This window comes from Ruegeria sp. BC6, assembly GCF_056539185.1.
Genome location: NZ_JBQFUM010000002.1, coordinates 144,550 through 156,914, shown reverse-complemented (window position 1 = coordinate 156,914; position 12,365 = coordinate 144,550). Strand labels below are relative to the sequence as shown.

12 protein-coding genes are annotated in these 12,365 nt (G+C 61.9%); 8 read left to right on the top strand and 4 right to left on the bottom strand.

What is annotated here, in order from left to right:
* Positions 1 to 30: 30 nt before the first annotated feature.
* Complete coding sequence (locus tag ACR0MM_RS08215; protein WP_480696008.1) at positions 31 to 2,403, bottom strand: mechanosensitive ion channel domain-containing protein; 2,373 nt, start codon at positions 2,401 to 2,403, stop codon at positions 31 to 33.
* Between the two features lie 373 nt (positions 2,404 to 2,776).
* On the opposite strand from ACR0MM_RS08215, the gene ACR0MM_RS08210 reads away from it, so the two are divergent.
* Genes ACR0MM_RS08210 through ACR0MM_RS08180 form a run of 7 tightly spaced genes read left to right on the top strand, consistent with a single transcriptional unit; the run spans position 2,777 to position 9,275 of the window.
* The gene (locus ACR0MM_RS08210) at positions 2,777 to 3,991 is read left to right on the top strand and encodes a glycosyltransferase family protein (protein ID WP_170441494.1); all 1,215 of its coding nucleotides are present in this window, start codon (positions 2,777 to 2,779) and stop codon (positions 3,989 to 3,991) included.
* Complete coding sequence (locus tag ACR0MM_RS08205) at positions 3,988 to 5,235, top strand: glycosyltransferase family 4 protein (protein WP_480695537.1); 1,248 nt, start codon at positions 3,988 to 3,990, stop codon at positions 5,233 to 5,235. The genes ACR0MM_RS08210 and ACR0MM_RS08205 overlap by 4 nt, the downstream gene beginning before the upstream one ends.
* Positions 5,235 to 6,311 (top strand): glycosyltransferase family 4 protein, encoded by a 1,077-nt coding sequence (locus tag ACR0MM_RS08200; protein ID WP_480695535.1) that lies wholly within the window; start codon positions 5,235 to 5,237, stop codon positions 6,309 to 6,311. The genes ACR0MM_RS08205 and ACR0MM_RS08200 overlap by 1 nt, the downstream gene beginning before the upstream one ends.
* Complete coding sequence (locus ACR0MM_RS08195; protein WP_480695533.1) at positions 6,308 to 6,892, top strand: histidine phosphatase family protein; 585 nt, start codon at positions 6,308 to 6,310, stop codon at positions 6,890 to 6,892. Before ACR0MM_RS08200 ends, ACR0MM_RS08195 begins: the two co-directional genes overlap by 4 nt.
* Entirely contained in the window at positions 6,889 to 8,031 is a 1,143-nt protein-coding gene (locus tag ACR0MM_RS08190) for a glycosyltransferase family protein (protein ID WP_480695531.1), read from the top strand. Before ACR0MM_RS08195 ends, ACR0MM_RS08190 begins: the two co-directional genes overlap by 4 nt.
* Positions 8,028 to 8,780 (top strand): polysaccharide deacetylase family protein, encoded by a 753-nt coding sequence (locus ACR0MM_RS08185; RefSeq protein WP_480695529.1) that lies wholly within the window; start codon positions 8,028 to 8,030, stop codon positions 8,778 to 8,780. The genes ACR0MM_RS08190 and ACR0MM_RS08185 overlap by 4 nt, the downstream gene beginning before the upstream one ends.
* Before the next feature lie 18 nt (positions 8,781 to 8,798).
* On the top strand, positions 8,799 to 9,275 hold the full coding sequence (locus tag ACR0MM_RS08180; RefSeq protein ID WP_480695527.1) for a class I SAM-dependent methyltransferase: 477 nt from the start codon (positions 8,799 to 8,801) through the stop codon (positions 9,273 to 9,275).
* On the opposite strand, the gene ACR0MM_RS08175 is transcribed toward ACR0MM_RS08180, so the two are convergent.
* Positions 9,276 to 10,418: an alpha-D-ribose 1-methylphosphonate 5-triphosphate diphosphatase gene (locus ACR0MM_RS08175; RefSeq protein ID WP_480695525.1), complete on the bottom strand. Its 1,143-nt coding sequence runs from the start codon at positions 10,416 to 10,418 to the stop codon at positions 9,276 to 9,278.
* Positions 10,419 to 10,470: 52 nt separating this feature from the next.
* Between ACR0MM_RS08175 and ACR0MM_RS08170 the strand changes: the two genes are divergently transcribed.
* Positions 10,471 to 11,154: a DUF1045 domain-containing protein gene (locus ACR0MM_RS08170; protein ID WP_480695523.1), complete on the top strand. Its 684-nt coding sequence runs from the start codon at positions 10,471 to 10,473 to the stop codon at positions 11,152 to 11,154.
* Here ACR0MM_RS08170 and phnN read toward each other — a convergent pair.
* Both phnN and phnL read right to left on the bottom strand, forming a co-directional pair.
* On the bottom strand, positions 11,130 to 11,684 hold the full coding sequence (gene phnN, locus ACR0MM_RS08165; protein ID WP_170339804.1) for a phosphonate metabolism protein/1,5-bisphosphokinase (PRPP-forming) PhnN: 555 nt from the start codon (positions 11,682 to 11,684) through the stop codon (positions 11,130 to 11,132). The two genes, ACR0MM_RS08170 and phnN, sit on opposite strands and share 25 nt — an antisense overlap.
* Positions 11,681 to 12,364, bottom strand: coding sequence for a phosphonate C-P lyase system protein PhnL (phnL, locus tag ACR0MM_RS08160; RefSeq protein ID WP_170364989.1), 684 nt, complete (start codon positions 12,362 to 12,364; stop codon positions 11,681 to 11,683). The genes phnN and phnL overlap by 4 nt, the downstream gene beginning before the upstream one ends.
* Position 12,365 lies beyond the last annotated feature (1 nt).

The window sequence follows — 12,365 nt, the reverse complement described above, 5'->3', positions numbered from 1 at the left end:
GTCGCCGCAGGTCAAAGGGGCGGGAACGCCCTAGCGGTCGTCGCCACCGGGGCCGATATCGTCCAGATACTCCTCGTCAATCGCGGCTTGCACTGCGCCGGTGACCGCCTCGCGTTGTGTCGGAGACAGGTCTTCGGGGTCCTTGCCATCGGCCAGTCGAACCGTGACTTCGCGGTGGGCAAACTTGATGCCTTCGCGCGCGAACAACTCGCGGATTTCTTGGTACACCTTCTTGCGCACCAGCCACTGGTCGCCCGGCTTGGTCATGAACTTCACCCGGATGATCATCGCGGAATCCTGCATCTCGATGACGCCCTGCGACTTGAGCGGCTGGATGAAGTTGTCCCCGATCACCGGATCCTCCAGCAACTCCTGCCCCAGCTTCTTGATCAGCTTGCGGACCTTCTCGACGTCCGTGTCATAGGTCACGCGCAGAGGCAGTTTCATAATCACCCAGTCGCGCGAGTAGTTGGTCAGAACCTTGATTTCACCAAACGGAATCGTGTTCAGGGCCCCCAGATGGTGGCGCAGCTGGAAAGACCGGACCGAGATTTTTTCGACCGTGCCTTTGACATCTCCGATGTCGATGTATTCGCCCTTGCGGAACGCGTCATCCAGCAGGAAAAACGCGCCCGAGAAAATGTCCCGCACCAGGGTTTGCGAGCCAAAGCCCACGGCCAGACCGACAACGCCGGCGCCTGCAAACAGCGGGCTGACATTTATGCCAAGTTCCATCAGAACGATCAGCACGATGGTCACGACCACCACGGCCAGTATGGCGCCCCGGAACAGAGGCAGCAGCGTGGCAAGGCGGCTTTGACCGCCCTCTCCGCCCTCGTCACCCAACTCGGCTTCGGCGGCTCCATCATCGGTTTCTTCAGCGATTTTGGTGTCGATCCAGATCCGGAAGAAGTGGAACAGGATGTAGCCGATGAACAGGATCACCATAACATCCAGCGCCCTGCCAATGGGCAAATCCTCGCTCCAGCTGGCTTCGGGATTCCAGATGACGACCAGTGCGTAGATGCCAACGACAAAGGCCAGGATGCCTGCGACACGCCGCGCAAGATCTTCGTAGGTCACCAATGTGTGCTTGCGCTTCTCCGCCTCGGGCGTCTCCGAGGTCCGCATGGTATCTTCATCGGTATCGAGTTCGGCATTCAGAGCCTCGATCTGCCGGTTGCGATCGAAGTACCGCTCGAGCAGATAGTTCATGGCGCCATAGGCGATGACGACCGACATGAAGATCATGTAGCTGCTTGCGACGATCGGCAGCGAGTCCTCGGTTTCGAGCACCAGATCCACCGCCAGCTTGAACCAGCTGAAGACCAGATAGACGATCAGGGCCGGGGCCCAGCCAAATGATACGAACCGCAGCAACCAGGACACCTGGTCTGGCTGGCGGCCGCCTCGGATGGCGTTCGAAATGGCCCGGGCATTGAACAGGATCATCAGGATGTTCCCGACCATCCCGATCAGGGTCAGCCCGCCATAGACCATCGCGTAGACGTTGTAGTTGAGCCCGAAATCCGCCACCCAAGTGGAAAACAGAACAGCGGTAATGTCATAGGTCGCCAGCGCCGATGCCCAGATGTACAGCCGCTTGGCGTCACGGTCCGAGAATGGCGGCAGCCTGTACTGGCTGAGATACGGCGACAGCACCATCCGCCACAGGTCGGAAACCGTACGTGAAAGGAAAAACGCCGTGAAAATCGCCGTGACGGTGAACTGGATCGAAATATCTTCGGCCTCGCCGAAGAACAGGTACCCAACGATCAGAGCCATCAGCATTGCGAACACCGTGGCCCCGATACCCATCAAGAACCGGAACACAAGGAACGGCATCTTTTCCCGATACCCTTGCGGGTTTTCCTTGATCCGGGCGACGACCCACCGTCGGGCAAAGCGCTTGCCGTACAGCTCGATCGACAGCCATCGGCCAACCATCAGGAACAGTATGTTCCATCCCAGCACCTCGACATAGGTGAAAATCCGGCCATCAGGACTGGTTTGCTCGAGGATGTAGCGCACCTCGAAGATCGAATAGGGCAACGCCTCAAGGCGGGATCGCACGGCTTCGCTGAACTTGGCAAAGCGCTCCTGCGCCTTCATCAACTGCGAACTTTCCGCCATCGGATCATGAGCGACGTCCTCGGGCTGGCCACCAGCCTGCCCAACCGAGGATACGACCTGCCCGGCGCTGTCGATGACGATCACGCTGGCGCCCGCCTCGGTCGCGGCGCGGATCGCGGCCGCAACATCGTTGTCCTGCGGGGCCTCTGTTTCACCGGACGCCCCGGGATACCCCGGGATCAGCGAGGTCTGCGCCGCCGCACCGGTCGCGAAGGCCAGAGCGATTGTCCACGTCAGGAACAGTACACGGACAAGAAAGTTCGGTTTCATAAGGTCTTGCATCCTGATCTCTTGCTGCACGACAGCCTATAGAACGCACCGGCCTTGATCAAACGATCCACTCGCTGCTTCCCGACATCGTGTAGGACCGTGTTTTTGGCGCAAGCCCAAAGGCAGGATGTTTCCAACCCTATGGAATTCCTATAAGAGCAGGCAGCATCCGGCAAATCCGGGCTTTGCCAACTTCGGGGAATGTTGCAGGCTTCGCGTTATTGGTGACTTGCGCAATGGCTGTTGCCAAATCGCAATGATTGACGCATTTGCGGCTTTGACACAGACCCTTTGGCAGGCGGCGTCAAAAAATATAAGATAACTGGTGCGAAACGCGCGGAAACTGCACCGTAACAAAGATACGAGCGAGGGCATGAGCCTAGGCATCGACGACAAACAGACCGGTCGCGCTCCGCGCATAATGTTCTACAGTCACGATACGTTCGGACTGGGTCATCTCAGACGCTCCCGAGCGCTGGCTGCGGCAATGACGCGGGCGAACCCGCGGGCCTCGGCCCTGATCCTGACTGGCTCGCCCGTTGCCGGGCGCTTCACTTTTCCGCGGCGCGTGGACCATGTGCGCCTGCCGGGCGTGACCAAGCGGGCCGATGGTTCGTATGCCGCGCGCACAATCGGAATGGGGATTGACGAGGTCACTGAGCTGCGTTCGGGACTGATCCAGACCACCATGCGCCAATTCGACCCGGACGTCGTCGTCGTCGACAAGGAGCCGACCGGATTCCGGGGCGAACTGCTGCCCACCCTGGAACAGCTGCATCAATCCGGGCGCGCCAAACTGGTGCTGGGCCTTCGCGACGTTCTGGACGAACCCGAGGTTCTGGCGGCGGAATGGGCCCGAAAGGATGCTGTCGCCGCGACCGAGAAATACTATCACGAAATCTGGGTCTACGGCCTGCGATCTGTTTATGACCCGACAGAAGGATTGCCGCTCAGCCCGTCGGCGCAGGCGCGGATTCACTGGACCGGCTATCTGCGCCGCGATCTCGGCCCTGTCGGCGAACCTCCCGAGCAGCCCTATATCCTTATCACGCCCGGAGGCGGTGGCGACGGGAAGGCAATGGTCAACCTTGTCCTGTCCGCATATGAAAAAGACCCTGATCTGTCCCCCCGAGCCCTGCTTGTCTATGGCCCTTTCCTGTCCGGTGAGTTGCGCGAAGAGTTCGAGACCCGCGTGGCGGCCCTGAACGGTCGTGTGACGGCGGTCGGGTTCGAATCCCAGATCGAAACCCTGTTCGCCGGCGCGGCGGGTGTGGTCTGCATGGGCGGATACAACACGTTCTGCGAGGTGCTCTCCTTTGACAAGCGCGCGGTGATCGTCCCGCGAACCACCCCGCGGCTGGAACAGTGGATCCGCGCCTCGCGCGCCGAGGAACTGGGTCTTGTGCGGATGCTGGACGAGACCCGCGATGGGTTGACGGCCGATGCGATGATCACGGCCATTCGCAACCTGCCGCAGCAGCCCCTTCCCTCGCAGGCGATCCGGGCCGGTTTGCTGGATGGCTTGGACTATGTCTCTGATCGGGTCGAGGCCCTGCTGAGCGTGGAACAGGAACGAGCGACCGGATGACCAAAGCAGAGCCGAGACTGGCGGTGTTGGTCAAAGGTTGGCCGCGCCTGTCCGAGACGTTCATCGCTCAGGAACTGGTTGCTTTGCAGGATGCCGGCCACGCCTTCGACATCTGGTCATTGCGCCACCCAACCGACACCAAACGCCACCCCCTGCACGACCGGCTTCAGGGGCGGGTGCACTATCTTCCCGAATACCTGTACCAGGAACCCCAACGCGTATGGGCGGCGAGACGAACCGCACAGGCGCTTCCGGGTTACGCACAGGCCTACCGGGTGTGGCGACAGGATCTGCGCCGCGATCCCACGCACAACCGGATCCGCCGCTTTGGGCAGGCTTGCGTTCTGGCCGCGGAAATGCCCGGCGGCACGCGCGCGCTGTATGCCCACTTCCTGCATACCCCGTCCTCGGTTGCCCGCTATGCTGCAATCATGCGCGGCCTGCCGTGGAGTTTTTCGGCTCACGCCAAGGATATCTGGACGTCGCCCGAGTGGGAAAAGCGTGAAAAACTTCATGCTGACACCTTCGGAGCGGCGTTCGGCGCAACCTGTACCGAGATCGGCGCGCGGCACTTGCGCGATCTGGCCGATGACCCCGCCCGTGTCGATCTGATCTATCACGGGCTGGACCTGACGCGATTTCCTGAGCCGCCCGTACGAAAACTGCGATCCGTCGATGACCGGTTCCATATGGTGTCCGTCGGACGACTGGTAGAAAAGAAAGGCTTTGATCGCTTGATCCACGCCTTGGCCATACTCCCCCCAGAGATCGACTGGCACTGGACCCACATTGGCGGCGGCACCTTGTCGGACAACCTGCGCGGCCTGGCGGAAAACCTGCGCCTACAGGATCGCATCGCCTGGAAAGGCGCCTGCGATCAACCCGAAGTCATTGCGGCCATGCGCGAGGCGGATCTGTTCGTGCTGCCCAGCCGCATCGCCGCGGACGGGGACCGGGACGGACTGCCCAATGTCCTGATGGAAGCCGCGTCGCAAAAACTGCCGATCCTGTCCACTCCGGTCTCGGCCATTCCCGAATTCATCCAGACCAACGTGCACGGCATCTTGTCCGATGACGAACCCAAGGCGCTTGCAGCCGCCATTTCCACCCTGGCCGCCGACCCGCAGAAAGCGGCGATCATGGCCGATGCGGCTTATGACCGCTTGCTTGCCAATTTTCGCATGGACCCCGGCATTGCGCGTCTGTCCCGCCGCCTGAAAGCCTTGTGCGCGGAGGGTGCCTGATGGTTCGGGTCGCCTTCTATGCGCCGATGAAAGCCCCAGACAGCCCGGTTCCGTCCGGCGACCGCGAAATGGCTCGCAACCTGATGGCTGCAATTGGGGCCGATGGGCATCGTGTTGACCTGGTCTCGCGGCTGCGCATCTATGACAAGACCGGAGACCCGGACCTTCAGAACCGTCTCTACCGCGAAGCCGCGGCCGAGACCACCCGACTGAGCGCAGAACTGCCTGCGGATACAGGCCTCTGGGTGACCTATCACAACTACTACAAAGCTCCGGACCTTTTGGGGCCCGCGGTCTGCCGGGCGCGCGGAATTCCCTATGTTCAGCTTGAGAGCACCCGCGCCATGTCGCGCCTTTCCGGGCCCTGGGCCGGCTTTGCCCAAGCTGCGCACGATGCCTGCGACGCCGCGCAGGTGATTTTCTATCACACAGCGAATGACTTGATCACACTGGAACGCGAGCGGTTCGGTGATCAGTCATTGATTGAACTCCCACCCTTCCTGCCCCGATCGGACCTGCCTCGGTACTCTCGATGCGCGGGGCCGATGCTGACGGTGGGAATGATGCGTTACGGGGACAAGTTGGAGTCCTTCCGCATTCTGGCCGATACGCTGGCATTGCTGAATGGGGATTGGACGCTGAACATCGCCGGCGACGGGCCAGCCCGCCCGGAAGTCGAGGCTTTGATGTCCCCCTTCGGCACACGTGTCCGGTTTCTGGGCCTGCTGAGCCGCGATGACCTTGAAACGATCTACTCCGATGCTGCTCTGTTGGTCTGGCCGGGCGTCAACGAAGCCTACGGGATGACCTATCTCGAGGCGCAGTCCGCGGGCGTCCCCGTTGTCGCCCAGGATCGCCCAGGAGTGCGCGACGTACTGACGCCTGCCAATCATCCTGCCCCTGATTACGGCGCCGCCGCGCTGGCCGATCGAATTGACCGGCTGCTGTCCGATCCCGAACTGCGTCGGAGCGAAGGTCAAAAAGCGCGCGAATACGTGGCCGGCCGTCATTTGATGCCAACCGCAACACGGACGTTCTGGTCGGGTGTTTCTTCGCTGGTAGGGGAGATGTCATGACACGTCTGGCCCTTCTGCGCCACGGTCATACCGCCTGGAACCGCGCAGGGCGCATTCAGGGGCGCAGCGACATCAGCCTCGATGATCAGGCAAAGGCCGAACTGGCCCGATATCGCTTGCCAACTCCTTGGGACCGGGCCGAACTATGGTCCAGCACCCTGACCCGCGCCAGCGAAACTGCGCGGCTGGTCGCCGGGCGCGAACCCGCAACCTCGGCCGCTTTGGTCGAGATGAATTGGGGCGACTGGGAAGGCCAACGCGGGGAAGACCTGATTGCAGATGCCAACACTGGTTACCGGCATATCGAGGATTGGAGCTGGGAATTTCGTCCCCCCAACGGCGAAAGCCCGGCCGACATTCGCCGCCGCCTTGTGCCATGGCTGTCCAGCCTGACCGGTGACAACGTAGCTGTCTGCCATATCGGAATCATGCGGGTCATCTTGGCCCATGCCTGGGGGTGGGAGTTCCAGGGCCCCGCGCCGTTCCGCATCAAACGCAATCGCCTTTACGTGGTCGATTTGGAGCAAATGCGACCGGAGGCAGAGCCCGTCCGGCTTATCCCGCGCGAGGCCAGGTCATGAGGACCATGATCGTCGTCACCCATCTGCTGGGGACCGGACATCTCAGCCGCGCCCTGACCTTGGGTCGGGCTTTTGCGGATGCCGGACACGACGTGACCGTCGCATCCGGCGGGATGCCTGCACCTCAACTGAACACGGATGGAGTTTCCCTGCTGGCGCTGCCACCCCTGCGTTCGGATGGTACCGATTTCACGCGGTTGCTGACGGCCGACGGAGATATTGCAGACGCGGCCTATCTGAACTCCCGCGCTATTGCCCTGACCGAGGCTGTTCGACGGGTAAACCCCGATGTCCTGATAACGGAACTCTATCCCTTCGGGCGCCGAAGCCTGGCCGACGAGTTTCTGGCCCTGCTGTCCACTGTGCGGTCACTGCCGTCCAGTCCCGTTGTTCTGAGTTCGGTCCGGGACATCCTCGCGCCACCGTCGAAACCCGCCAAAGCTGCGCGGACCGAAGAAATCATTGTGCGTTTCTATGACGGTGTACTGGTTCATTCCGACCCCGAAATCACGCCGCTGGATGCCAGCTGGCCGGTTACAGACAATTTGGCCGAACGCCTGTTCTACACGGGCTTTGTTGCCCCGCCTGCGCCGGGCCCTCATGAACAGGGGGAAGGAGCGAACGAAGTCCTGGTCAGCGCTGGCGGCGGATCGGTCGGACAACCGATCTTTCGCGCGGCCATCGAGGCCGCCCAAAAGATGCCCAACAGGCGCTGGCGCCTGCTGGTCGGCGGACAGGATGCCGAAGACCGAATTGCCGAACTGAGGCACATGACAAATGGCGAAAATGTCCTTCTGGAACCCGTACGTCCGGATTTCAGACAGATGCTACCGCTGGCCGCAGCCTCGGTTAGCATGTGCGGGTACAACACCGCCATGGACTTGCTGCAATGCGCGACCCCGGCCGTTCTGATCCCATTTGACGATGGCAAGGAAGTGGAACAGACCCTGAGGGCAAGGAGCCTGGCGCGCCTGCCTGCCGTCGACGTGCTGACCAGCGCGAAGCTGACCGGAGGGACATTGGCCCAAGCAGTCGACCGCGTTCTGCATCAAGGCCCGCGCAAACCGTTGGATGGCGGGTTTGACGGAGCTCGCAAGTCGGTAGAGATTGCCACCTCGCTCTGGGAGGCTCGGCAATGACAACCGATTGGGCACCGCTGCGATCCGAATTGCAGGTGTGGCGAGAGGCTGGGCTTACGCTTCCACTGTGGTGGCGGGACGATGACGCGATCGCGCCCAGCCCGCAATTGGACCGTTTGGTGGGCCTGTCATCCCGAACCGGGCTGCCGGTTCATTTGGCCATCATTCCACGCGATGCCAGTCAGGATCTGGTCGACCAAATTGCCAACCAGACCAGCTTGGTTCCGGTGGTTCACGGCTGGGCGCACCAGAACCACGCGCCTGAAGGCGAAAAGAAGTCCGAGTTCCGCCTGCATCGTCCGCCCGCCTCGATTGTGTCTGATGCACGCAATGGCTTCCTGCGTCTGCAGGAGTCCTTCGGTGATCGTCTGTGCCCGATGTTCGTCCCCCCTTGGAACCGCATCGCGCCCGAAGTGACGGCAGAGCTTGCGGAGATCGGCTATCAGTTCCTGTCCACGGCCACGCCCAGAACGCACGTAGAAGCAGCGCCGGGCCTGACTCAGGTCAATACCCATCTGGATCCGATCGACTGGCGTGGTAAGCGAGGGTTGGCCGATCCGAATGCGTTGATCGCCAAAACCGTCTCGATGCTGCAGGATCGCCGAGAGGGACGTGCCGACCCAACCGAACCTTTTGGCGTGTTGACCCATCATCTTGTCCATGATCAACAGATCTGGGACTTTACCGAGGCGCTTCTGGATTGTCTCATGGCGGGCCCCACACGCGTCTGGTCCGCGGGACCACACTGAATACCCGAGGAGACCTAGATGAGCCGACTGGATTCCATGCTGCGACGCCTGACCGCCCAGCGCGACGGGCTGAACTGGGCTGCGGCGCGGATCAAAGGGCTGAAAGGCGATGTGCTGGACATGGGATTGGGCAACGGCCGCACCTATGACCACCTGCGCGAGATCCTGCCCGATAGGCGCATCTGGGTGATGGACCGGGTTCTGCAATGTCACCCGGACAGCACCCCGCCGGCCGAAGATTTTCTGCAGGGCGAGGCCGAACCGATGCTGAAGAAGCTGGCCGAAAACGGCCCGCGGATCGCATTGGCGCATTATGATTTCGGTCGCGGGATCAAACATGAAGACGTGGCCGAAGCGGCGAGACTCAGCAAGCTGATTGGCTCGGTCATGGTTCCAGGCGGATTGCTGATTTCCGGCCAACCGCTGGAAGGGTTCGAGCAGATCAACGGCCCGGACTCCATCGCGCCTGACCGCTATCTGTTTTACCTCGCCTGATCAGGCCACGCGCTGCCCGCGCGACCAGACGGCAGTCAGGGCCGGGACGTCGCCCCGCATTCGAAAACGGACCAGGTCTGCCCGCAGCCCCGGTTTCAGAGCGCCGCGATCCGCAAGGCCCGCCGCCCGCGCCGGAGCCCGTGTGACAGTGGCGATGCCACGCGCCATGTCATCCCAGATGCGCCCAAGAGTAACGGCTGACAACAGCAAGGCTGACGGCACATAGTCCGACGACAGAATGTCCAAACACCCCAAGTCGGCCAGTTCCCGTGCTGCCACATTCCCAGAATGTGACCCGCCCCGGATCAGGTTTGGCGCGCCCATCATGACCTGAATGTCATGAGCGTGACAGGCCCGTGCGGCCTCGACCGTCGTTGGGAATTCGGCCAGCCGAATGCCATGACGGGCGGATATCGCCACTTGCGCCTCGGTCGTGTCGTCGTGGCTGGCCAGAACCGCTCCGAAGCGGCGCGCGGCGTCCACGGCCTCTTGCTCGTGGCGGTCTCCATTGCGGTCCCTCAGCCTCCGCAACTGGTCGACGTGCCGTGCGAACATGTCGTCATCCATAGCGTACTTGCCCTTGAGATAGGCTTCGAACTTGGACAGGTCCCTAAACTGGCGCTGGCCGGGCGTGTGATCCATCAACGAAACGATGCCCACCCGGTCTTCTGGACCGAATTCCTGCAGTTCCTCGACCAGCGTCTCAGAACAGACTTCGGCGCGCAGATGCAGAAAGTGGCTGATCTTGAGTGCGTCCTGCTCTCGCAACTCCCACAGCTCGCGCGACAGTCCGCGCGCGTATTTCAGATACCGTCCGGCACCGGAGGGAATCGACCCCACCCGCATGGCGTCAAAGACCGTCGTGATCCCGGTGCTGGCCAGTTCCGCGTCATGCGCCAGAATGGCTGCGGCATGGGGCCAGTCCACCTTGGGCCGCGGCTGGATGTGGCGTTCCAGGTTGTCGGTGTGCAACTCGACCAGGCCGGGCGACACATAGTCCCCACCACAGTCAATCGCGCCTTTCGGAACAGCCGCGCCGGTGTCTATGTCAGCGATCGTCTGGCCAAAGATACGGACACACCCCCGGACGGTCTCATCCGGCAGAACAAGCAACGCATTGGCAAGGGTCAGTTCATCTGTCATCGGATTTTCACGTGGTTTGAGGTAAGGAGAGGCCACGCAACAGGAGGCCATTGTGAATTTTGCGCGATACGCGATCTATTTCGTTCCCCCAGCCCAATCCGACTGGAGCAGGTTTGCAACCGCGTGGCTGGGGTGGGACATCGATGCGGGACGGACCGTCGACCATCCGGCCATTGACGGGTTGGACGTCGCCTCGGTAACACAAGTGCCGCGCAAATACGGGCTTCATGCCACGATGAAGCCGCCATTTCGCTTGCGTGAAGATCAGTCGCTGTCCGCTTTGGAGGACACCTGCGCCCGTTTGGCCGGTAAATTCGCCCCCGTTTCGCTGGACGGGCTCGAAGTTGCACGCCTTGGTCGGTTTCTTGCTTTGCGGCCCGTGGGCGACACACGAGACCTGAACGCGCTTGCGGCGGCTTGCGTCCGCGACCTGGACCCTTTTCGTGCCCCGGCCTCGGAAACCGAGATTAACCGGCGCCGAGCGGCCGGGCTGACCATGGAGCAGGACGCCAATCTGACGAACTGGGGCTACCCATACGTTCTGGAGGCTTTCCGCTTTCACATCACCCTGTCCGGTCGCCTGAGCAAGCCGATGCTGGCAAACGTGCAAACCGTGCTGAACCAACGGCTTGTCCCATTGCTGCCAGCCCCTTTTGACATAGGGGACCTGGCCCTTGTGGGCGAGGCTGAGGACGGGCGGTTCCATATGCTTCAACGGTACGCCCTTTCGGGTTGAAGGCCGGACAAGATGGTTTCAACGGTTGCATCCAGTGACCCGGAATTGTCGACCTCGATCACGTGGTTCAGGCCTTCGGGCAGGGCTGCAGTGGCGCGCCCCAAACGCCGGGCTTGATCAGCCGCGCTTTCCCGGCCGCGCACTGCCAGACGTTGTGCCAGAACCTTTGGTTCGGCCGTCAGGGATATCACGATCAGCTCTCGAAATTCCTTCTGCGCCTCGGGCAACACAGCCCTTGAGAGGTTGACCAGAACTGCATCGGCCCTTCGGCGTTGGTCCGTGATCGCAACGGGTATGCCGTAGTGCAGCCCGTGCGCGGCCCAGCACAGAACAAAGCTGCCCTTTTGGACCATTGTTTGAAACGCCCGGTCGGACACGCGGTCAAAATCCTCACCGCCTTCGCCATGGGGACGGGTGATGACTCTACGCACCCTTTCGAAGTTCGACGCGCGCGCCAGCAGTGCTTGGATCACGCTGTCTTTTCCAACACCCGAAGGCCCGACAACTGCAATGACCGGGGCCATCTTCATGCCGCCGCCCCCGGCGCAAACTGCGTGACATCGACCACGCGGCTGCAGACCCGGTCACGGGCCTCTTGGTCGTGGAATATCCCAATGATCGCCGCGCCGCGGGCCTTTGCCTCTTGGATCAGGGACAGCACGGTTTCGCGGTTTCGTGCGTCAAGGCTGGCCGTGGGTTCATCCAGCAACAGAGCCGGATAGTCATGCGCAAAACCACGCGCGATATTCACCCGTTGCTGTTCACCGCCCGAAAATGTCGTGGGACTGAGGCGCCAAAGCGGTTCCGGAATATTCAGGCGCTGAAGGAGGCCCGCTGCCTTGTCCAGTGCGGTCTGCCGCTCGCACCCCTGAACCAGAAGCGGTTCGGCCACGACCTCCAGCGTCGGCACACGCGGCACAACACGCAGAAACTGACTGACATAGCCCAGAGTTTCGCGGCGCAGCTGCAGGATCTCGCGCGGTTGGGCCCGGGCGACGTCCAGGCCACCCACCCGCACCTGCCCCGAGGCCGCCAGGTAATTGCCGTAGATCACCCGCATCAGTGTGGACTTCCCGGCCCCGCTGGCCCCGGTCAGGGCCATGCATTCTCCGGCCCCGACCTGCAGCGACGCGCCCGCCATCACCGGGATCACGGCGCCGCCCTGATTGTGCAGGGTAAAGCTCTTGCTCACGTCGATCAGTTCAATCATC